We start from the raw sequence: 20660 nt of genomic DNA on the forward strand, positions 1-20660 counted from the left end.
CGGGTTACACGGTATGGATGCGAATATCGTGCTGCTGAAAGGCAACGCGATATTCGCGACTGATGTTCTCTTCCACCACCAGCACATCGATATCGCTGCTCGCGGCCACCACAAACCGTGCCACTGCCGGAATTTTATCCGAGGTCAGGCCGACGATAATTTCGCTGCACTGCTTAATCACCGCTTTCTTGAACTCGCAGTCGGCGTAGTCAAAACCGGTCAGGCCCGACTCTGGCGCCATGGCGCAGCCGCCGATAAAACCCTGGTCGAATAACATGCCCTGCACCTGAGCCACCGCCGCGGCGCCGACGCAGCCGCCGCTCGCCCGCTGCACCTGGCCGCCGAGGATCACCACGTCATACAACGGTTTTTTCACCAGTACCGCGGCGATCTCCGGGGAGTTCGTTACCACCGTCAGCGCCAGCTCAGCGGGTAGCGCCTCGGCCATCGCCAGATTGGTGGTCCCGGTATCGACGAAAATCGTGCCGCCGGGCTTCACCAGCCTGGCACACTGTTGCGCGATCCTGAGTTTTGTTGCTCGATTTTTATCTTTCCGTTCACTGTAGTCCCCGGCTTCCGGCAGGCTCAGCACCGCCCCGCCATACACCTTTTTACAGAACCCTTCGCGACTGAGTTCATGCAGATCGCGGCGGATGGTATGCTCCGACACCTGAAGCCGCGCCGCCAGCTCCGCGCACACCACTCTGCCATTTTCCTGCAGGATCTGGCAAATCAACGCTTGTCGCTGTTGGGGAAAAGCAGCATAATCGAGCACGAAAACTCCTTAAATTATCAAAAACGAGCAACAGCAAGCATGATCGTCTGCGCTGCTTTGATTGTCAATGTTCCTGCCCGGAGGTTTACCATGAAAATTGCCCATTTCGCCCTGTGGACCCAACAGCTCGACGTCCAGGCCCGCTTCTGGGTGGAGTTCTTTGCCGCCAGCATCAATGAAAAATACCTCAGCCAGACCAACCCCGGCTTTGCCTCCTATTTTGTCACCATCGACGACGAGGTGGTGATCGAGCTGATGACCAAGCCTGGCCTGCAGCCGGCCAGCGCGGATAATAACCATACCGGCTGGGCGCATCTGGCCCTCTCGGTAGGCGGGGCGGAACAGGTCGATGCCCTCGCCCAACGCGCCGAGGATGCGGGGATACTGGTTTCGCCGCCGCGTACCACCGGCGACGGCTATTATGAGGCGGTGATCGCCGATCCCGATGGCAACCTGATTGAAATCGTCGCATAGTCAGCAGACCGCCAGTATTCAGGAGGCATTCATGGCACGTTACCGAATTATCGACACCGCGACCTGGCCCCGCCGGGACCATTTCACCTTTTACCGACAATTTGCCAACCCCAGCTTTAACCTCTGTGTCCCGATAGCGGCGCAGCGCCTGTACGAATGTGCGAAGGACCGTCGGGTCTCGTTTTTTCAGCTCGCGCTCTATGCGCTGCTGCGCGCGGCAAACGGAGTACCGCAGCTACGGCAGCGCGTGCGCAATGATGAGGTGATTGAATATGACAGCCTGGCGGTAATGACGCCGGTGATGACCGTCGAGGAAGGATTCCGCCAGGTATGGTGCGACAACGCCCCCGAGTTCACCACCTTCAGCGATGCGGCAACGCCGAAGATCGTCGCGGCAAGAGAGACAACGCCGGCGCCGCTCATCGTCGATGGCGAGCATTTTATCTGCGCCAGTTGTCTGCCGTGGCTCCACTTCACCTCGATGACCCATGCGGAATATGCCGTAGGCGCGGCGGTGCCCGCGCTTACCTGGGGGAAACTACAGAACGGCGTGATCCCGGTGGCCGGGCGGTTTAACCATGCCTTCGTCGACGGTCTCCACGCCAGCCGCTTTTTTGCTCTCGTGGAAGAGGGATTTAGCGACCCCGAGCGGCTCTGGCAACCGTTAACCGAGACCGCACCCTCACTGCTCGCCCCTGCGGCAAAGAAACGCTGAGGCCCTCGCCACGCTCACCGCCTGACTTCCTTCGGTCCGGCGGTCGCTTTCCTCTCCTGTTGCCTTTGCAACAGCCGGCGCAAAACGGCGCTGCATTTGCAGCAGTCCGCTCCATCAGCTGACATAGCCAACCCGCTTCCTATCACGACTGCGCCTTCCTCTCTCACTGGCACGTGTTTTGCTTACCCACACATATAACCCACAGGCATTATGAATTATTTATTTATCTAATTTGTGCATAAGCTATTCACTGAATAAGAGAGAAGATGATGTCAGCCAGTTCACCCGCACAGCCTTACACCCAGTCCACGCCGCAGGCGCATATTATTGCCAGCGATGCGGAAGCCCTCGCCATCGCCCATGAGATCGCCGCCGTGCTCAAACCCGGCGCCGCCGAGCGCGACCGCACGGGCATTGTCCCGGCGGAGATCGTCAACACCTATTCCAACAGCGGACTGTGGGGCATCACGGTGCCGCGCCGCTTTGGCGGCGCCGAGGTCTCGGCCGCGACCCTCGCGCAGGTTATCGCCATTCTCTCTGCGGCGGATCCGTCGTTAGGCCAGATCCCCCAGAACCACTACTGCCTGCTGGAGGATATTCGTCTGCAGGGCAGCGACGACCAGCAGGCGTTCTTTTTCGCCCAGGTATTACAGGGCTATCGCTTCGCCAATGCCCTGTCGGAAACCGGGGGGAAAACGGTCCTTGATATTCGTACCCGTATCGAGGAAGGTGCAGACGGTCTGCGGATCAATGGTCGTAAAGGCTACTGCACCGGCTCGCTGTACGCCCACTGGATTGGCATTCTGGCGCTGGACGCCGACGATCGCGCCCAGCTCGCTTTCGTCCCCCAGAACAGCCCGGGGCTGACGGTGGTCAATGACTGGGCGTGCCTCGGTCAGCGCACCACCGCCAGCGGCACCGTGCTGGCCGATAATCTTCCGGTTAATCCTTTCCACCTTTTCCCAACCTGGAAGTCCTACGCCAGCCCGACTCTTGCCGGCCCCTTCGCCCAGTTGACCACCGCGGCAATAGATGCCGGGATCGCCCGCGCGGCGCTGGACGATACCGTGGCGTTTGTGCGCCACAGCGCCCGGCCGTGGATCGACGCCGGTGTGGCGCGGGCGAGCGACGATCCGCTGACTATCTACCATATCGGTCAACTGGACAGCCGCCTTGCGGCAGCCGACGCGCTGCTGGAGCGGGCGGGACGGGTGCTCGACCGCTATAAAAATGACCTCAGCGAGGAGCATGTCGCCGAGGCGTCGCTGGCCGTCGCCCGCGCCAAAATCTGGACCACCGAAGTGGCGCTGGAGTCCGCCAGCCGCCTGTTCGAGCTGGGGGGCACTCGCGCCACCGGTGAGTCGCTCAACCTCGACCGCCACTGGCGCAATGCCCGGGTGCACACCCTGCACGACCCGGTTCGCTGGAAGTATCAGCTGCTTGGCAACTGGGTGCTGAACGGCATTCGCCCGCAACGACATGACTGGAACTGATATGACGAGTCTGCTGGCGTTTTTCGCGGAAATCGACTGGAACGATGTGGCCCAGGCCGCCCTCGATACCCTTACCATGCTGGCCTGGTCGCTGGGATGGACCGTACTGCTGGGGCTTCCGCTGGGGATTGTGCTCTATCTCACCGGTGAGCCGCGTTTGCTGTACGCCCCGCGCCTTTACCGCCTGCTGTCATTGTGCGTCAACGTACTGCGATCCCTGCCGTTCATCATTTTGCTCATCGTGATGATCCCGGTGACCACGTTGCTGACCGGCACCTCGCTGGGGGTGGAAGGAACCATTCCGCCGCTGGTCGCCGGCTGCGCCCCGTTCTTCGCCCGGCTGGTGGAAACCGCCCTGCGCGAAGTGGAGCACGGCCTGGTGGAGGCCAGCTGGTCGATGGGCGGCAGCACCTGGCAGCTTATCTGGCACACGCTGCTGCCGGAGTCGCGGGCCGGGCTGATCGCCGCCGTGACCGTGACGGCCATTTTGCTGGTCGACTACACCTCGATGGCGGGGGTGATCGGCGGCGGCGGGCTGGGCGATCTGGCCATTCGTTTTGGTTATCAGCGCTTTCAGACTGACGTGATGGTGGTCACCGTCCTGATGCTGATTGCGCTGGTACAGCTTCTGCAAATGAGCGGCGACCGCCTGGTGCGCTACGTCAGCCGCAAATAACTTACCCTTCTCTGCTCAGGAAACCCTTATCATGAAAAAATCCATTATTGCCGCCGGACTGCTGGCCCTCTTCTCCACCGCAGCGCTGGCTAACGAGACGCTGATTGTCGGCGCCACGCCGGTGCCGCATGCGGAAATCCTTGAATTTGTGAAGCCGGTGCTGGCAAAGGAAGGCGTCGATTTACAGGTCAAGGTGTTTAACGATTTTATTCAGCCTAACCAGCAGCTGGCGGAGAAACACCTCGACGCCAACTACTACCAGTACCGGCCATTCCTCGATAACTACAACCAGACCCGCCACACCAACCTTGTACCGGTGGTGGGAGTGCATATCGAGCCCTTCGGCGCCTACTCCAGCAAATACACGACCCTCGCCGCGGTGCCTGACGGCGCCACGATCGCCATCCCTAACGATCCGGTGAACACCGGCCGCGCGCTGGTGATGTTAAGCAACGCCGGGCTGATTACCCTCAAGGATCCGCACAACCCGCAATCGGCAACCAAGGACATTACCAGCAACCCGCATCACTTTAAGATCCGCGAACTGGAGGGCGCCATGCTGGCGCGCGCGGTGAAGCAGGTCGACCTGGCCTTTATCTTTGCCAACTATGCGCTGGAGGCTGGTATCGACACCGATAAAGCGTTGCTGGTGGAAAAAGGCAGCGATCTGTACGTCGAATATCTGGTGGCGCGCCCGGACAACATTCAGGACCCGGGCATTCAGAAGCTGGCGCAGGCGCTGCATTCGGACGCGGTTCGTCAGTTCATTCTTACGCGTTATCAGGGCAAAATTTTACCTGGATTCTAATCACCGCGGGCAGCGGCGTCAGCCGCTGCCCGGGCTAACGGAGCGCATCATCGTGACGCATATCCCCGCCCCACCGACCCACATTGAGTTTGCTGGTATCAGCAAAGCCTATCCTAACGGCGTGCAGGCGCTACAGGACATTGACCTGACCATCCGTCAGGGCGAAATTTTCGGCATCATCGGCCGCAGCGGCGCCGGAAAATCCACCCTGCTGCGCCTGTTTAATCGTCTGGAAAATGCCGACAGCGGCGAGATGTTCATCCACGGCGAGTCAACCGTGCGCTACTCCACGCGCCAGCTGCGCGATCTGCGTCGGCGGGTGGCGATGATTTTTCAGCACTTTAACCTGATGGCCACCAAAACCGTGGCGCAGAACATCGCCTTGCCGCTGAAGATGGCTGGCGTCCCGGCCGGCGAACGCCAGCGTCGGGTCAGCGAGATGCTTGAGCTGGTGGGCCTCAGCGCGCTGCGCGACAGCTACCCGGCCCGCCTCTCCGGTGGCCAGAAACAGCGGACCGGCATCGCCCGGGCGCTGGTCACTCAGCCGGAAATTCTGCTGTGCGATGAGGCAACCTCGGCGCTGGATCCGGAAAACACCCTGTCGGTGCTAACCCTGCTCAAGGAGATTAACCAGCGCCTGGGCCTGACAATCGTGCTGATCACCCACGAAATGGAGGTCATTCGCACCCTCTGCGATCGGGTCAGCGTGCTTGAGGGCGGGCGCATTGTCGAACAGGGCGATGTCTGGCGCGTGTTTGGCAACCCGCAGCACCCGGTGACGCGCGCCATGCTCGGCCTGCAGCACCCCGATCGCCCGGAGGCCGGGCCAGCGCTGCGCGACGGCGAGCAGATCGTGACCTTACGTTTTGACGGCAGCAGCGGTCGCGAACCCAATCTGCAGCATATCGCCAGCCTGCTGGGAGGCGACGCCCGACTGCTGTACAGCAACTGCGAGCGCATTCAGGGCCGGGTGATCGGCCAGCTGCAGGTCCGGCTGAGCGGGCCGCTGGCCGCCAGCGCGCTGGCGCAGGATGGCTGGGTCGCAGACAGCATTCTGACCCACCATCATCAGACAGCGGAAACCACTGCTTCTTAGCCATCGAATGGGATTATATTCCCGATCCTTTGCTAAGGATAATTAGTTATAAATCATAGCGTTTCAGTGTTAGACAGGGCGAAGTGCGCCTCTTATCTTTCGTCATGAATTGTAAATAACCACGCAATTATTTGATGAGGTAGCACTTTTGTCCAGATTACAACAAGGATTAAAAACCCGAAAAACCCGCTTCGCCCTGGCGCTAAAAGTGGCCCTGCTCGGCGGCGTGGTAGCATTTTCTTCTGTTGCCCATGCGGAAGGGATCCTGAAAGAAGGCATCACCCCGGCCACCGACGCCAGCCAGATCCCGGCCAGCGCCAAACTGCGGAAAGACACGGTGGTGGCCGGGATCTCCGAGCCGCAGGGGATCTTTAACCCCTACTTTTTCGTCAACGGCTGGGATGAGAACGTGACTAACGTCATTTTTTCACGCCTGATCGACTGGGACAGTCAGGGTAAACTGGTCCCGGGACTGGCGGAGAGCTGGACGGTCAGCCCGGACAGTAAAGTCTATACCATCAAATTGCGCCCTGGCCTGACCTTCAGCGATGGTTCACCGCTGACGGCGGAAGATGTCGCCTTTACCCTGACGGTCCTGCTCGACCCCAAATATGATGGCGATACCGACATCACCCTGGCCAATATCGCCGGCGGCGCGGACTACAAAGCCGGCAAGGCTGACAGCGTCAGCGGCCTGAAGGTCATCGACCCGCTCACCCTGCAGGTGACTACCACGCAGCCAGGCGCCACCACGCTGGCCAAAATTGGCGGGCCGGTGCTGTCGAAAGCCTGGTACGGCAAAGGATATCAGAGGGGAAATCTCGACTATCTGCGTTCACTGCACGGCAAGCCGCTGGGCAACGGCCCTTACGTGTACGACAAATACATTCCCGGTCAGGAAATACGCTTCCATGCCAATAGCCATTTTTACCGCGGAACGCCGCCAACACCGCGCTTTATCTACCGCGTGACCAATCCGTCGACCAACTTCCAGCTGTTCCAGACCGGGGAGACCGACTATGACGCCTTTACCTCACGCCCCGACGATATTGAGCAGCTGAAAATGCTCGGCTTCGCCAACATTAATCTTTACGGCTCCAGCGACTACAGCCAGGTGGAGTTCAACGTGCATCGCCCGGCGCTGCAGGATAAGCGCGTGCGCCAGGCGCTGATTTACGGTCTGGATCGGCAGAAGCTGATCGACGTGGTCTATCAGGGGTACGGCAAAGTCGCCATCGAGCCGATCGCCCCGATCTCCTGGGCCTTTAACGCTGAAGGCGTCAACCCTTACCCTTACGATCCGGCACAGGCCAAAAAGCTGCTGGATGAGGCCGGCTGGAAACCTGGCGCCGACGGTATCCGCGCCAAAGACGGCCAGCGCCTGGAGCTGACCCTGCTGGTGAGCAAGAAGGTGCTCAACGACGCTCTGATCCCCATCGCCAAGGAGAACTGGCGGCAGATTGGCGTACTGCTGAAGCCGCAGGTGGTGGATTTCAATGCCCTGATGGCGCAGCGTAAAGCCGGAAATTACGATCTGGCCTCCTTTAGCACCAGCACCCTCAACGACCCGCACGATGGGGTATGGGATTTTTACAGCAGCGAAGCTAAAGAGTCCGGCTACCATAACGCGGAAGTCGATAAGCTGATTAACGCCGGCAACGCGGTGCTCGACATTGAACAGCGCAAGCCGATCTACCACCAGCTGTATAAAGTGCTGGCCGACGATCCGCCGGTGATCCTGCTTGGCTATCGCAACATTCTTTCCGCCAGCAGCGCCCGCGTCAGCGGCTTTAAGCCGGATATCTACAACGGCCTGACCGGCAGCCTGCCGGATGTAAAAATCGTCAAGTAAATCCCCCTGGCCGCCGGGTTAACCGGCGGCTGATGTGAGACCATCATGAAAAATTTCATCCTGAGGCGCTTGCTGCAAACGCTGCCGATGCTGCTGCTGGCCTCCTTCATTATTTTTATGCTGTTTGCCAAAACCCCCGGCGACTTTATCGATGGCAATGTCACCCTGACCGCCGCCCGCGCCGCAGAGCTGAAGGCGATTTACGGCCTCGACCAGCCGCTGTTCACCCGCTACCTCCACTGGCTGGGACAGCTGCTGCGCGGTGATTTAGGCTTTTCACTGCAGTATCAGATCCCGGTCAGCCAGTTGCTCAACCAGTACATCTGGAACTCTTTTCTGCTGGCCAGCGTCGCGCTGGTCTTTTACTGGGGCATTGGCCTGGCGGTCGGCGTGGTTTCTGCCCTGCGACCCGGCTCCTGGTTTGATCATCTGGTGAGCGTCGCGGTGTTTGCCGCCATGTCGTTCCCCACCTTTTTCCTCTGCCTGCTGCTGATTAAATGGTTCGCCGTCGATCTCCACTGGCTACCGGTAGGCGGGATGACCAATACCGGCAGCGACGAGAGCGGCTGGCAGTATGTGCTGCAAGTGGCCGCCCACCTGGCGCTGCCGGTGCTGGCGCTGGTGATGCTGCAGGCGGGCAGCCTGACGCGCTATGTGCGCGCCAGTATGCTCGACGTGGTGAAAATGGATTTTATCCGTACCGCTCGCGCCAAGGGATTGCAGGAGCGCACGGTGATCCTCAAGCATGCCCTGCGCAACGCCCTGCTGCCGATTATCACCCTGCTGGGCTTCGAGCTGCCGGGGCTGTTCTCCGGGGCGATCATTACCGAAAAGGTGTTCAACTGGCCGGGGGCAGGCCACATCCATATCGACTCGCTGGCCGCCCGCGACTATCCGGTGCTGATGGGGTTTACCCTGTTTCTGGCGGTGCTGACGATCGTCGGGAATTTGCTCGCCGACGTGCTGTACGCCTGGGCCGATCCGCGTATTCGGGTGAGGTCATGATGATCCTGTCTTACTTTGCTTCCCGTCGCCGCCAGCGGCAGGCGGCTATCCCGGCGCTGGCGCATATTCCCCCCTCTCCCTGGCGCCAGGGGTGGCGACAGCTGCGCCGTAACCGGCTGGCCATGTTCTGCCTGATCCTGCTGGCGGTGATGGCGGTATGGTGCGTGCTGGGGCCCGTCTGGTCGCCATGGAGAGATGATGCCACCGATGCCCTGAGCATCAACCAGCCGCCCGGGGCGGAACACTGGCTCGGGACCGATTTTCTTGGTCGCGATGTCTACACCCGCCTGCTGCTGGCCGGGCGCATCTCGCTGATTATCGGCCTGCTGACCATGGTGATGTCGGTGTGCCTCGGCTACCTGCTCGGCGCCCTCTCGGGTTATGTCGGCGGGTTAACCGACAAATTGATCATGCGGGTGGCCGACCTGGTGATGACTATCCCCGGGTTACCGCTGTTGATCGTCGCCGGGGCGATGCTTTCTGAGCTCGATTTTTCCCCGGACTCGCGCATTTATATGGTGGTGGTGATGCTCAGCCTGCTGGAGTGGCCCCGACTGGCGCGGCTGGTGCGCGGACAATGTCTCTCCCTGCGCGAACGCGATTTTATGCTGGCCACCCAGGTGCTGGGCCTGTCGGCGCGTCGCCGGCTGTTTGGCCACCTGCTGCCGAATACCATTCCGATTCTGGTGGTGATGGCGACCATGGCCGTCGCCAACGCCATTCTCAGTGAATCCGCGCTGAGCTATCTCGGCCTCGGCGTGGTACCGCCGACGCCGTCATGGGGCAATATGATGGATGCTGCCAATAGCCTGATCGATTTCCAGCGCCGCCCCTGGCTGTGGATGCCGCCGGGCATCGCCATCTTTATCACCGTGATCGCCATCAACGTGCTGGGCGACGGCCTGCGCGACGCCATGGATCCCAATATGAAACCGAGGCTGAAATGACCACGCCGTTAGTCTCCTTTAATCATCTCTCCGTCTCTTTCGCCGGCGAACGCACCCGCGTGCGCGCGGTGCAGGAGGTCTCTTTCACCATTCAGGCCGGACAAACCGTTGGCGTGGTGGGCGAATCCGGCTGCGGCAAAAGCGTCACCGCCATGGCGCTGATGGGTCTCCTGCCACCGCAGGCGGCGCGCATCGACGGCGGCGAGATCCGCTTCGCGGACCGCGATCTGCTGCGGCTGAAAGCCAGACAGATGGCCGACCTGCGCGGCCACCAACTGGCCATGATCTTTCAGGAACCGATGTCGGCCCTGAACCCGGTGTTGACCATCGGGGAGCAGCTGTGCGAACCGCTGATCCGCCACCTCGGCGCCACGCCGAAAGCCGCCTGGCAGCAGGCCATCCAGCTGTTAAGCGAGGTCGGCCTGGCGCGCGGCGACAGCCTGATGACCCGCTATCCTCACCAGCTTTCCGGCGGCATGCTGCAGCGGGTAATGATCGCCATGGCGCTAAGCTGTCAGCCCAAACTGCTGATTGCCGACGAACCGACCACCGCGCTGGACGTCACCGTGCAGGCGCAAATCCTGCGCCTGCTGCGCGACCGGGCGCGGGCCAGCCAGATGGCGATGATGCTGATTACCCACGATCTTGGAGTGATCGCGCAGATGGCCGAGCAGGTAGTGGTGATGTATGCCGGACGGATCGTGGAACAGGGCGCCACCGCAGAGGTGCTACGGCATCCGCAACATCCTTACACGCGTGGGCTGATCGCCTCCCGCCCGGTGCCGGGTGAGCGGCGTCGGCGGCTGTACTCTATTCCCGGCCAGGTGCCGGATCTGGCCGCTCTGCCGGCGGGCTGCGCCTTTGCCGGGCGCTGCGAGCGGGCGACGGCGCGCTGTCGGGAGGCGATTCCGCCGCTGCTCGGTGAGCGCCAGCGGGCCGCCTGCTTTTACAGCGAATTTGCGGAGGCGACAGCATGAGCGAACACTATGTTATTGAAGTGGATGGATTGAAAAAATATTTTCCGCTGCACGACGGCCTGTTTGGCCAGCAGACCGGCGAGCTTCGCGCGGTGGACGGCGTCAGCTTTAACATCCGTCCGGGCACCATTTTTGGCCTGGTGGGCGAGTCCGGCAGTGGTAAAACCACCGTCGGCCGGACCCTGCTTGGCCTGTATGAGAAGAGTGCTGGCAGCGTGAAATTTCACGGTCAGGAGCTGGCCGACCTGACCGCGCCTGCCCTGCGCGCCATCCGGCCCAGAATGCAGCTGGTGTTTCAGGACCCCTATAGCTCGCTGAACCCGCGGCTTCGTGTTGGCGACGCGATTGGCGAGGCCATGCTGCAGCACAAGCTGTGCACCCGCGATGAGCTGTATGACCGGGTGATCGCCGTGATGAAGATCTGTGGCCTGGCGCCGGAGCACTATGCCCGCTTCCCGCATCAGTTCTCCGGCGGCCAGCGCCAGCGGATCGGTATTGCCCGGGCGCTGATCCTCAATCCGGATTTTATCGTCGCCGATGAGCCCATCTCGGCCCTTGATGTGTCGATTCAGGCGCAGATCATCAATTTGTTTTCCGACCTGCGCGACGAGCGCGGCGTCACGTTCCTGTTTATCTCCCATGACCTCGGGGTGGTGGAACATTTATGTGATGATGTGGCGGTGATGTATCTGGGACAGCTGGTGGAAAGCGCCAGCCGCGATGCGCTGTTCAGCCGCCCCCTCCATCCCTATACCCGCGCCCTGCTGGCCGCGGTGCCCACCCTCGATCCGCACAGTGAACCGCAGGCGCTGGTGCAAGGTGAGATCCCGGATCCGGCCAATCCGCCCCCCGGCTGCCGCTTTTCATCCCGCTGCCCGCAGGTCAGCGAGCGGTGCAGGAGAGAAGCTCCGGCGCTGCGCGAGGTGGCCCCGGGCCATCGGGTCGCCTGCCATGGGGTCGCGTCCTGAGCACAGTCGATGGGGTTATTTATTTCTAAACAACCGTCCGATTGTGCACGGCAGCGCCAGGATTTACTATCCGCCCCGTCTTGTGAGACGCGTTATGAATGAAGCGTAATATTTTTGTTCATTTTTGCCCGATGGCTTCGGGCATTTTTTTCTCTACGCCCGGGAGCGATCCTGTCGGCAACACATTTAGCGGGGCGCGGTCGCCCGTCTGTCAAAACGCAGCAATGGAATTGCCTGTCCGCGCCCCGCTATCCCTTTCCCTTTATCTTTCCCGCCGGTGATTAAAAACCGGCAAAAAATAAGAAATGATGAGATTGCCAGGGGTATAGCTTTCTCTTATGTTTTAAGCGTGCACTCCCCATTAAGGAAACAACATCATGCTTAAGCGTCGCACTCTTAAAACAGCACTGGCGGCGGTTATTTCTCTTGCCGTCATGGCCGCGCCGGCGTATGCCAACCCGGGTAATGGCAACGGTAATGGCGGTGGTAATCACGGGAACAGTGGTAACCATGGCAATAGCGGCAATCATGGCAATAATGGCGACCATGGTAATAAAGGCCAGAATAAAGGTCAGTCTGCTGACGAGCATGGCAACCGCAAAAACTACGGTAAACCCGACCACGTCGACAGCGATATTAGCTTCTCACGGGCGCGCTCCCTTGCCGTGAACTACGGTCTGGTCGGCTATCAGGCGCTGCCTCCGGGTATCGCCAAAAATGTTGCCCGCGGCAAACCGCTCCCTCCGGGTATCGCGAAAAAGACCCTGCCGGCTTCCATGATTAACGACCTGCCCTATTATCCAGGCTATGAATGGCGCGCGGTCGGCGATGACCTGGTGCTGGTCGCCCTGAGCACTGCCATCGTGACCGCCGTGATTAACGGTGTGTTTGACTAAATCACCAGCTTATTGAAAAGCCTCGCCCCGGCGAGGCTTTTTTGTGCCTGGCGCTGGAGAATGACAACTCACTGGCATAATCGCTAAGATAATGGCTCAACCAACCCGGGACAGACTATGGACAAAGACACAGTAGTGACGCTGTTGAAATACAAGCGCTGGATTGACCTTGCCACCTTACAGGCGATCCGCGCAATTGACGGTACGGTATATGGCGAAAAACGTCACCTGACCATCAGGCTGATGAACCATATCCATGTCGTTGACATGATTTTCCGGGCGAACCTGCGCGGCAGGCCGCACGGTTACACCGCGCTGAATACCCCCGAGACGCCAACCGTTGATGCGCTGGAAACGGCCATGACCGCTTGTACGGACGAATACATTCAGTACGTCAGCGCCATGACCCCCGCCGATTTCCACGAACGTATCGCCTTCAAATTTGTCGACGGCGGTGACGGCAATATGACCGCGATGGAGATGCTGAACCACATGCTCTTTCACGGCGCCTATCACCGTGGGGCGGTGGGCTGGATGATTGGCGAATGCGGCGGTGTGCCGCCGAAAGAGGTGCTGACGGTTTTCCTGCGCGACCATCATTCCTGAGGATGCGAAACCATCAGCCGTGAATCGCGCGGAGGATCAGCAGAAGTTCTGCCTGATGACGAGTATGGGTTTTCCGGTACAGGGCGCTGAGGTGGGTTCTGATGGTGGCGATGGATACGCCCAGATGTAAGGCGCATTCATCCGGGGTCATGCCCCGCACCAGCAGCTCCGCCACCGCATTCTCGGCGGGCTTGACGTTAAACAGCTCCATCAAGGCGCTGCCGGTGAGAAACGGCTCGGGAATAATCACGCAGGCGACCCCGGCAAGACGGGCTGCCGGGATCACGAGGATCGGTTTCGGCTGACGCCCGGCGGTATAGCACAGCCCTGCCTTCGGCGGCTCTGCCGTCCGGGTGGCCTGCTCGATGGCGCGTTTGAGTTTTTTACTGTCGGTATTGAGGCACAGCGTATCGCCCCCGCTATACCAGGAGAGGCGGGCGTTGGCGCGCAGATAGCGTTCGGCATGCGCGCTGGCGTAGAGAATTTTACCGCCATGATCCACCAGCCATACCGGGTAGATCCCGTTGTCCATCACCGCGCTCTGGTATTTTATGGTGTCCCGCAGCTGTTCAAAGCGGGCGTGAAGCTGGCAGGCGGTTTTTAACGCCGGGATCAGGCGCCTGAACAGTTCAAACTGCACCGGCTGCGGATAAGCCGCCGTATTGGCCGTCATCAGTGACAGATAGGTGGCATAGCCATTGATGGTGCACAGCTTGACGCTGGTGAGATTATTCAGGTCGTTGGGGTGATGAAATTCATTGTAATAGACGCTGCCGGCAATAAACTTATCGCCCAAATACTCGCGGTCCCGATATATTTGCCCGACCGGTAACGCGGTCAATATTTTTTCGGCGGGATCGATAGCCAGAAATACATCGCGATAGGCGGCAAAGACTTTTTCCTCGAGCAGGAATGAATCGGTCAACAGATGGGCGTTGCCTTTATCGTAAAACAGAAATGCCGCGTACTGATGGCCGGTCAGTAACGCCAGTTTCTGCAATGCCGATTTCCACAAATCGGGATCCAGGGTGGCCGTCAGCACCGTTTCCAGGATCTCAATGTAAATCAGTTCCGGATCAATCGCCATACCGCCACCTGTGAGTCACTGTTTCCGCGGCCGGGGCGGCGCATGTGGCCGCTCTAATCAGCATAGTTCCGCCAGTGAAACAATGACAGTTCCGGTTCGCTGAGCAGCCCGGGAAGCGTGACGCCACCGCGCTATCAAGGGGTTCAGGATCCACTGTCGCGGGTTTGGATAGCGCCCGCCTTCCGGCATAGCGTCCGCCAGACCATCAGGGCGCACACCAGGGTGACGACCGCCAGCCCGCTAAACAGTAGCGTATAAGCAGAGTCATAGCTCTCGCGCAGCGCCCGGAGGGAAAAGTCAGGCAAAAGCGCAGCCGCCTGCGGCATATTGCCGGCCCCCAGCCAGCCTGCGGCGCGCTCAATCACCTCAGGCGCATACCCGTGAACGCGACTCTGCAGGGTCAGGGTATTGCTTGCCGTTAATACCGCGGAGACTATCGCCAGGGCGATCCCCTCGCCGGCAACGCGAACGGTGTTGAACAGGCCTGCCGCCATACCGGCTTTCGCCACCGGCACAGCGGAAATCGCCAGGCCGTCCATCAGCCCCCAGGGAAACGCCGCCCCTGCTCCACAGAGGATCAGCGCCAGCACCAGCTGCGGGAGATGGTGGCTGTGAAAAGCGTTCCCCAGCAACAGCAACCCGATGGAGGCCATCATCAGTCCCGCCGTGGACACGTGCCCCGGTGAAAACCAGCGGGTGAGCAGGGCCGCAACGGATGGGAAAACCAGCATCGGCGTGGTCAGCGCCATCAGATACAGTGCGCTCTGCGACTCACTCATCCCCTCTCCGCCCATAAAATGCAGTGGAACAATAATCAGCAGGACAACGTAGCAACAGCAGGTGGCGACAGGCAGCAACAGTACGCCGACAAAACGCGGATGGCGCAGCAGGGAGATGTCCAGCACCGGGTTGTTCACCCTCCGGCAGCGTACGACAAACGCCACGAACAGCCCCCCCGACGCGATGAGCAAGGCCAGCGTGGTCAGGGATAAAAAACCGCGGGCCGGAATGACCATAAGCGATGCAGTAAACAGCATCAGGGCCAGCGTAAACAGGAGTAAGCCGAGGTTGTCGGGTGTCCGCGGCTCGCTTTTTTCTGCCGCAGGCAGATACGCCAGACCGATAAGCAGAACTATCGCCGAGAGCAGCGCAAACAGGGCGTATACGCCGCGCCAACCCACCGCGTCGGTCATGAAGCCGATCAGCAGCGGGCCAAACGCCAGGCCGGCGCCGAACACCGTGCCCAGGATGCTGAATGCCCGGGTCCGCTGAGCGCCATCATACAGCTGGGCCAGCGCCGCACTGCCGCTGGCTAAAATCATCGCCGCGGCCAGGCCCTGCAGAGCCCTCAACACGCCTGACAGGAAGAGATTGTGCGTCAGGCAAAACAGCAGGCTGCTCAGGCAAAACAGCGCGGCGCCGGCGATAAAAATACGTTTTCTGTCGATGGCATCCGCCGTCACCCCTGCGGCCAGCAAAAAGCTGCCGAAAGTCAGCATAAAGCCATTGGTCAGCCACGACAGCGCAGCGGGAGAGCCGCCCAGCGACTGCTGTATCGCGGGGGTGGTCATGACGCCCCCGGTAAAACTTAACGGCAGCAGCAAGGCCGCCATAAAGACAGAAAGCGCGGCCAGGGCGCTGGCGTATCGGGAAGGTGTTCTGGCGGTGAGTAACATCGGGCGGCCCTCATCAGTCGGCAAGAAATGAATAAACTGTCGCCATCCTATTGCGGATGTTAATGCCGATAAATAGACTGAAAATATCTTCTTAAGAGACATAAGGTTTATAATCAATGGACAGCCTCACCTCGCTGACGTCCTTTGTCCGCACCGCCGAAACGCTAAGCTTTGTTCAGGCCGCCAGGCTGCTGGGCATATCTGCCTCGGCGGTGGGTAAGAATGTCGCCCGGCTTGAGCATAAACTGGGGGTCCGGCTGTTCAACCGCAGCACCAGAAACGTCAGCCTGACGGCGGAGGGGGCCGCGTTTCTGACCCGCTGCCAGAGTATCCTGGAGCAGATCCAGGAGGCCGAGTCAGAGCTGACCAGCAGTCTCTCACAGCCCACCGGCAAACTGAGGATTTCACTGCCCGTCATTGGCTACCGCCTGCTGCTCCCCGCCTTCACCGCCTTTACCCATCTTTATCCGCAGGTTGAACTGGATCTCGACTTTAGTGACCGGCTGGTCAATCTGATCGATGAAGGATTCGATGTCGCTATCCGCAGCGGTGAATTAGCGGACTCCCGGTTGATCGCCAGAAAGCTGGGTGGCTTTCGTTTTGTGCTCTGCGCCAGTCCGGCCTATCTGGCGGAATACGGCGTCCCCGGCTCGCCAGCGGAATTAGCGGCGCACAAGTGCATTTTTTTCCGCTTCCCCTCGACGGGGCTGATCCAGCCCTGGGAACTGCGCGATATGCGGCTGACGGGAGATTTCAGGGCCACGGCCGTGATGACGGTCAATAACATTGAGGCCGCCATTCGCTTAAGCGCGGCGGGGATGGGCATCGCTTATGTGCCTGATTTTGTCGTGCGCGAGGCCATGGATGAGGGACAACTGCAGGAGGTGTTACCCGGCTGTTGCGTCAAGGATGGGCATTTCTCCGTCCTGTGGCCCGCCAGCCGCTACCTGTCACCGAGAATACGCTGTTTTATCGATTTTATGGCTGCGGCAGAGATACCTTTGTCACCCGCATCGGCGCCCCCTATCCCTTGTGTCTAACAATTTGTGGTGATTAGCTACCCCCACTGAAGCAGAGTGTGCCGCCCCCTTCCCCTAAGGTCAGAAAAGTCTGCACCGCTGAATCTTGATTTGCAGCACATGGCCCTCCGCTTCACCTTTCACACCAGCACATCTGGGTGAACGGTTACCTGAGTTGAAGGTCCGCTGCGAGTGAGGAGCGGACATCCACAATTCTCCTCGCAATTAACGGAAGCATATTACATCACGATGAATTCTTTAGTGTGGAACAGGTTTGACTGTGGGTCCAACTCTATGCAAGAGACTTCCTTGCTGCGATAACATCCATTTTTCTCAATGATGATCTAAAGCAGGTTTACGTGGAGAAAATCCTGCAATTAACAGAAACTTGATATAACTCTACAAATAAGAATTCTTGATAATTGCTCTGCAATAAAAGCTTGAAGCCATAAAGTAAGAGCATAAAGTACTAATGCTGCAGATGTTAGGTGGTAAGCACTGAAATTAGATGTTTTAAGTGGGGGAGAGACATGGAGTTGACGAAGGAGTCTGCATATCAAGCGATTGCAGAGTTTTTTACTGAGAAGCCGTTTGTTTTATTTGGTACAGGAACTTCATGTGCACTTGATCTAAATTTTGGGATGCCAGCCCTAGAACGTCACCTCCGAGCCGAGCTGACCAGTGGTATGACAGATACTCAGGCACAACAATGGAAGCAAGTTGTCTCCGTTCTCGATGAGGGTAGCCATGATTTTGAATCCGCTATGGACTTCATCAAGGATGAGACTCTGACCACTCGAATAGTCGAACTAACTGCAAGCTTTGTTGCGTATCATGATAACGTTCACGCCCACCAAATCATTTCAGGGTTACGCGATTGGCCTGCTGGATCACTACTGAAAAAGCTCGTTGAGACTCTGCCACAGGCCGATAAGCAACTTCACGTCGCAACCCCCAATTACGATTTATTAGCTGAGTACGCCTTTGTTCGACACAAGATTCCGTATATTACAGGATTTTATGGAGGATTCCTTCAGCGTTATGACTGGAATGAAGCAAAAAAAACAGTTCAATCTATACATAAAGGTTTAGGTAAGCCGAGACAATCAACAAGAATCGTTGAATGCAAACATGTCCGACTACACAAACCACATGGGTCATTAAATACATTTGAATGGGAAGCTCACCTTATTGAGTGTAATAGTTGGATTCTCAACAAACCTGAAGGCGTCGTACGGGCGATGATCACTCCGGGTACAGCCAAATATCAGCGATTACATAAAGATAGAGCACAGTTAGCTGAATATGACAACGCAGTTGGGAACCATACTTGTTTTCTGTTCTTAGGATTTGGCTTTAACGATTCACAACTGGTAAATAACGTATTTAGACAAAAACTTGAACAAGATCAGTGCCGTGCGTTGGTGATCACGAGGGATTCAAACCCAAGGATCGAGGAATGGTTAGATAAATGCCCAAATATGTGGCTTATCTGCAAACAGACAACTTCAGATAAAAGTAGAATCTACAATTCAAAGTTTGAAAACTGGCTGCATGTAGATGACAAGGAATTATGGCGTTTTGACGCTTTCACTAACGAGTTCTTAGGTGGGTAATATGGCTCTTTTTACTTTTAATGATGACAGCTACATACTTGGTAATATTCGTGAAGTAGACACAAGAAAAGTAACTATTCTGGTAAACAGTGACAAGGACCTGCGTAAGGCCAGAGTTGGGCAGCTTGTAACAGTGCAACTAAGCGGAGCAACAGAATGTTGGCTCATTGGCATGATTGATAAGGTAATCAAAGCAGTAGTTGCTCAGACTCTTACTCTAGAGGTGCAAGAAGATGATGCTGACGAGATAGACGCTTTTGAAGATAGCGTAGTCAACACAGTCAAGATTACGTTAATGGGTGGGGCTAAATGGGATGCCATCGATCAAAAATATAAGTTTTCGAGATCTCTAGACCACGTTCCTGAAATCGACACGACCTGTTACATTCTTAAAGATGCCCATCTAGAAGAATTCATGCGTGTAATTTCTGAATGTGGCAATGGACAGAACTCGCTTGAATTAGGTTCTTACAAACTCAATGAAAATGCACGCGCTTATGTTGATGGAAATAAATTATTTCAGCGACATGCTGCTCTACTTGGTAGCACAGGTTCAGGTAAATCGTGGACGGTTGCATCAATTCTTGAAAGAAGTTCACGACTACCATCTTCAAACCTCGTGGTATTCGATTTGCACGGTGAATATAAAGAACTTTCCTATGCAAAACAATTGAGAATACCAGGGCCGGATGAGGTTGATGTAGAGGATGATTCTCTACTATTCCTACCCTATTGGTTGCTCAATTCAGAAGAGATTCAGTCATTATTCGTTGATCGAAGTGAATTCAGTGCACACAACCAAGTTGTGGTTGTTCAAGATGCAATTACCGAGCAAAAGAAAGATTTCCTTCAAACGAATGGTAGAACCGACCTACTGCAGTCTTTTACACTCGACAGTCCAATTCCATATTCTCTGAGTAATGTCATCGGGAAGCTAAAATATTTAAACGAAGAGAAGGTCGATGGCTCAAGAGGTCCTAAAAATGGCCCTTTCAACGGCGAATTCTCTAGGCTGCTAGTTCGTATGGCAAGCCGCTTAAACGACCGACGCTATGGTTTCCTCTTTAATAGTCCTGATAAATACAACCTATATGATTCGTTGAGCATGATCGCTGAAAAACTGATGGAGTATGGTGAGCAAAAACAAAGCATAAAAGTAATCGACTTTTCAGAGGTTCCGGCCGATATATTGCCAGTAATAATCGGGTTGGTTGCACGTATCATCTATCAGGTTCAATTCTGGACTGATCCGAAGAGTCGTAGACCAGTTGCCTTTGTCTGTGATGAGGCGCATCTATACTTACCAAGAAAAGAAGGTAACCCAGTTGAACGAAGAGCGGTTGAAGCATTTGAAAAAATTGCTAAAGAAGGACGTAAATATGGCGTTGCATTGATGATTGTAAGCCAAAGACCTTCAGATGTAAGTGCCACGATTCTCAGCCAGTGTAACAACATCATTTCTTTGCGTTTAACGAATGCAGATGACCAAACGACAGTGCGTAAATTACTACCCGAAAGCTTGGAAAGCCTTTTAGAGGCACTCCCTATCATGGATGTTGGAGAAGCTATGGTTGTCGGTGATTCAGTGCTCCTACCAAGTAGAATTAAAATTGATCCTCCAACACAAAAGCCGTTAAGTGCAACAATAGATTTTTGGTCTCGTTGGCAGGAAAACGTTACCAATACAGACTTTGCACTGGCAGTAGAAAACATGCGTCGACAAAATAGAACAAGGTTATAACCGGAAATAGCCCCGCGGACGAGGGGCTTTCACAGGCTAGGTTTGTTTAAGTCCGTCTTTGGATGGAGTCGTACATTCAGAGCAATTTGAATAACATAAAACTCTGACAGCTCTTTTGTTAATTAATTAATTATACGGTCAGCAGTTTAGTGCAATATTTGAAGGCTGCTATCAGCGAGAAGCGGATGTTCATAACATCCGCTTGAAGTCCATTTCTAACATTTACATAGTAT

At 57.1% G+C, this 20660-nt stretch carries 17 protein-coding genes and 3 pseudogenes; 16 read left to right on the top strand and 4 right to left on the bottom strand.

Annotated features, from left to right (window positions below):
• Nucleotides 1–4: 4 nt before the first annotated feature.
• On the bottom strand, nucleotides 5–775 hold the full coding sequence (locus tag SPE70_RS14665; RefSeq protein ID WP_039103693.1) for a DeoR/GlpR family DNA-binding transcription regulator: 771 nt from the start codon (nucleotides 773–775) through the stop codon (nucleotides 5–7).
• Nucleotides 776–865: 90 nt separating this feature from the next.
• Between SPE70_RS14665 and SPE70_RS14670 the strand changes: the two genes are divergently transcribed.
• The 13 genes from SPE70_RS14670 to SPE70_RS14730 all read left to right on the top strand — a co-directional run bounded on the left by SPE70_RS14670 (nucleotide 866) and on the right by SPE70_RS14730 (nucleotide 13288).
• Nucleotides 866–1249 carry a VOC family protein gene (locus SPE70_RS14670; RefSeq protein ID WP_012541498.1) on the top strand — a complete coding sequence of 128 codons (384 nt, stop codon included), beginning with the start codon at nucleotides 866–868 and terminating at the stop codon, nucleotides 1247–1249.
• Between the two features lie 31 nt (nucleotides 1250–1280).
• The gene (locus SPE70_RS14675) at nucleotides 1281–1964 is read left to right on the top strand and encodes a CatA-like O-acetyltransferase, family 1 (RefSeq protein WP_012541497.1); all 684 of its coding nucleotides are present in this window, start codon (nucleotides 1281–1283) and stop codon (nucleotides 1962–1964) included.
• A gap of 266 nt (nucleotides 1965–2230) precedes the next feature.
• Nucleotides 2231–3457 (top strand): SfnB family sulfur acquisition oxidoreductase, encoded by a 1227-nt coding sequence (locus SPE70_RS14680; protein WP_012968024.1) that lies wholly within the window; start codon nucleotides 2231–2233, stop codon nucleotides 3455–3457.
• Nucleotide 3458: 1 nt separating this feature from the next.
• Nucleotides 3459–4133, top strand: a complete 675-nt coding sequence (locus tag SPE70_RS14685; RefSeq protein ID WP_008804593.1) for a methionine ABC transporter permease — start codon at nucleotides 3459–3461, stop codon at nucleotides 4131–4133.
• A gap of 31 nt (nucleotides 4134–4164) precedes the next feature.
• Nucleotides 4165–4941, top strand: coding sequence for a MetQ/NlpA family ABC transporter substrate-binding protein (locus SPE70_RS14690; RefSeq protein WP_008804592.1), 777 nt, complete (start codon nucleotides 4165–4167; stop codon nucleotides 4939–4941).
• A gap of 52 nt (nucleotides 4942–4993) precedes the next feature.
• Nucleotides 4994–6037 carry a methionine ABC transporter ATP-binding protein gene (locus SPE70_RS14695; protein WP_032733145.1) on the top strand — a complete coding sequence of 348 codons (1044 nt, stop codon included), beginning with the start codon at nucleotides 4994–4996 and terminating at the stop codon, nucleotides 6035–6037.
• 148 nt (nucleotides 6038–6185) lie between these two features.
• Nucleotides 6186–7889, top strand: a complete 1704-nt coding sequence (locus SPE70_RS14700) for an ABC transporter substrate-binding protein (protein ID WP_008804590.1) — start codon at nucleotides 6186–6188, stop codon at nucleotides 7887–7889.
• A gap of 45 nt (nucleotides 7890–7934) precedes the next feature.
• Complete coding sequence (locus tag SPE70_RS14705; protein WP_012968022.1) at nucleotides 7935–8894, top strand: ABC transporter permease; 960 nt, start codon at nucleotides 7935–7937, stop codon at nucleotides 8892–8894.
• Nucleotides 8891–9841 carry an oligopeptide ABC transporter permease gene (gene opp4C / locus SPE70_RS14710; protein ID WP_012541495.1) on the top strand — a complete coding sequence of 317 codons (951 nt, stop codon included), beginning with the start codon at nucleotides 8891–8893 and terminating at the stop codon, nucleotides 9839–9841. The genes SPE70_RS14705 and opp4C overlap by 4 nt, the downstream gene beginning before the upstream one ends.
• Nucleotides 9838–10818, top strand: a complete 981-nt coding sequence (locus SPE70_RS14715; protein ID WP_008804587.1) for an ABC transporter ATP-binding protein — start codon at nucleotides 9838–9840, stop codon at nucleotides 10816–10818. Before opp4C ends, SPE70_RS14715 begins: the two co-directional genes overlap by 4 nt.
• Nucleotides 10815–11786, top strand: coding sequence for an ABC transporter ATP-binding protein (locus SPE70_RS14720; protein ID WP_064170296.1), 972 nt, complete (start codon nucleotides 10815–10817; stop codon nucleotides 11784–11786). The genes SPE70_RS14715 and SPE70_RS14720 overlap by 4 nt, the downstream gene beginning before the upstream one ends.
• A 377-nt stretch (nucleotides 11787–12163) precedes the next feature.
• Nucleotides 12164–12682, top strand: coding sequence for an anti-virulence regulator CigR family protein (locus SPE70_RS14725; RefSeq protein WP_008804585.1), 519 nt, complete (start codon nucleotides 12164–12166; stop codon nucleotides 12680–12682).
• A gap of 117 nt (nucleotides 12683–12799) precedes the next feature.
• Complete coding sequence (locus SPE70_RS14730) at nucleotides 12800–13288, top strand: DinB family protein (RefSeq protein ID WP_012968019.1); 489 nt, start codon at nucleotides 12800–12802, stop codon at nucleotides 13286–13288.
• A 36-nt stretch (nucleotides 13289–13324) separates the two neighbouring features.
• Here the strand turns inward: SPE70_RS14730 and SPE70_RS14735 are convergent.
• The 3 genes and pseudogenes from SPE70_RS14735 to SPE70_RS14745 all read right to left on the bottom strand — a co-directional run bounded on the left by SPE70_RS14735 (nucleotide 13325) and on the right by SPE70_RS14745 (nucleotide 16051).
• A pseudogene (locus SPE70_RS14735) lies at nucleotides 13325–13580 on the bottom strand (transcriptional regulator).
• 681 nt (nucleotides 13581–14261) lie between these two features.
• Nucleotides 14262–14375 (bottom strand): annotated as a pseudogene (locus tag SPE70_RS14740) (LuxR family transcriptional regulator); the annotation flags it as partial.
• A gap of 143 nt (nucleotides 14376–14518) precedes the next feature.
• Entirely contained in the window at nucleotides 14519–16051 is a 1533-nt protein-coding gene (locus tag SPE70_RS14745) for an MFS transporter (protein ID WP_131023641.1), read from the bottom strand.
• A gap of 116 nt (nucleotides 16052–16167) precedes the next feature.
• Here SPE70_RS14745 and SPE70_RS14750 point away from each other — a divergent pair.
• The 3 genes and pseudogenes from SPE70_RS14750 to SPE70_RS14760 all read left to right on the top strand — a co-directional run bounded on the left by SPE70_RS14750 (nucleotide 16168) and on the right by SPE70_RS14760 (nucleotide 20427).
• Nucleotides 16168–17104: pseudogene (locus SPE70_RS14750) on the top strand (LysR family transcriptional regulator).
• 496 nt (nucleotides 17105–17600) lie between these two features.
• Nucleotides 17601–18686, top strand: a complete 1086-nt coding sequence (locus tag SPE70_RS14755; protein ID WP_064170300.1) for an SIR2 family protein — start codon at nucleotides 17601–17603, stop codon at nucleotides 18684–18686.
• A 1-nt stretch (nucleotide 18687) separates the two neighbouring features.
• Nucleotides 18688–20427: an ATP-binding protein gene (locus SPE70_RS14760; protein ID WP_038422666.1), complete on the top strand. Its 1740-nt coding sequence runs from the start codon at nucleotides 18688–18690 to the stop codon at nucleotides 20425–20427.
• The last annotated feature ends 233 nt before the right edge of the window (nucleotides 20428–20660 follow it).

Source organism: Klebsiella sp. ZJOU C1, from assembly GCF_035620215.1.
GTDB lineage: Bacteria > Pseudomonadota > Gammaproteobacteria > Enterobacterales > Enterobacteriaceae > Klebsiella > Klebsiella variicola.

What these genes read in the sequence shown, in the direction of transcription:
- opp4C (WP_012541495.1), top strand. Translation starts at nt 8,891, where the DNA reads ATGATGATCCTGTCTTACTTTGCTTCCCGTCGCCGCCAGCGGCAGGCG.
- SPE70_RS14730 (WP_012968019.1), top strand. Translation starts at nt 12,800, where the DNA reads ATGGACAAAGACACAGTAGTGACGCTGTTGAAATACAAGCGCTGGATT.
- SPE70_RS14675 (WP_012541497.1), top strand. Translation starts at nt 1,281, where the DNA reads ATGGCACGTTACCGAATTATCGACACCGCGACCTGGCCCCGCCGGGAC.
- SPE70_RS14670 (WP_012541498.1), top strand. Translation starts at nt 866, where the DNA reads ATGAAAATTGCCCATTTCGCCCTGTGGACCCAACAGCTCGACGTCCAG.
- SPE70_RS14745 (WP_131023641.1), bottom strand. Translation starts at nt 16,051, where the DNA reads ATGTTACTCACCGCCAGAACACCTTCCCGATACGCCAGCGCCCTGGCC.
- SPE70_RS14720 (WP_064170296.1), top strand. Translation starts at nt 10,815, where the DNA reads ATGAGCGAACACTATGTTATTGAAGTGGATGGATTGAAAAAATATTTT.
- SPE70_RS14755 (WP_064170300.1), top strand. Translation starts at nt 17,601, where the DNA reads ATGGAGTTGACGAAGGAGTCTGCATATCAAGCGATTGCAGAGTTTTTT.
- SPE70_RS14760 (WP_038422666.1), top strand. Translation starts at nt 18,688, where the DNA reads ATGGCTCTTTTTACTTTTAATGATGACAGCTACATACTTGGTAATATT.
- SPE70_RS14685 (WP_008804593.1), top strand. Translation starts at nt 3,459, where the DNA reads ATGACGAGTCTGCTGGCGTTTTTCGCGGAAATCGACTGGAACGATGTG.
- SPE70_RS14680 (WP_012968024.1), top strand. Translation starts at nt 2,231, where the DNA reads ATGATGTCAGCCAGTTCACCCGCACAGCCTTACACCCAGTCCACGCCG.
- SPE70_RS14705 (WP_012968022.1), top strand. Translation starts at nt 7,935, where the DNA reads ATGAAAAATTTCATCCTGAGGCGCTTGCTGCAAACGCTGCCGATGCTG.
- SPE70_RS14690 (WP_008804592.1), top strand. Translation starts at nt 4,165, where the DNA reads ATGAAAAAATCCATTATTGCCGCCGGACTGCTGGCCCTCTTCTCCACC.
- SPE70_RS14725 (WP_008804585.1), top strand. Translation starts at nt 12,164, where the DNA reads ATGCTTAAGCGTCGCACTCTTAAAACAGCACTGGCGGCGGTTATTTCT.
- SPE70_RS14715 (WP_008804587.1), top strand. Translation starts at nt 9,838, where the DNA reads ATGACCACGCCGTTAGTCTCCTTTAATCATCTCTCCGTCTCTTTCGCC.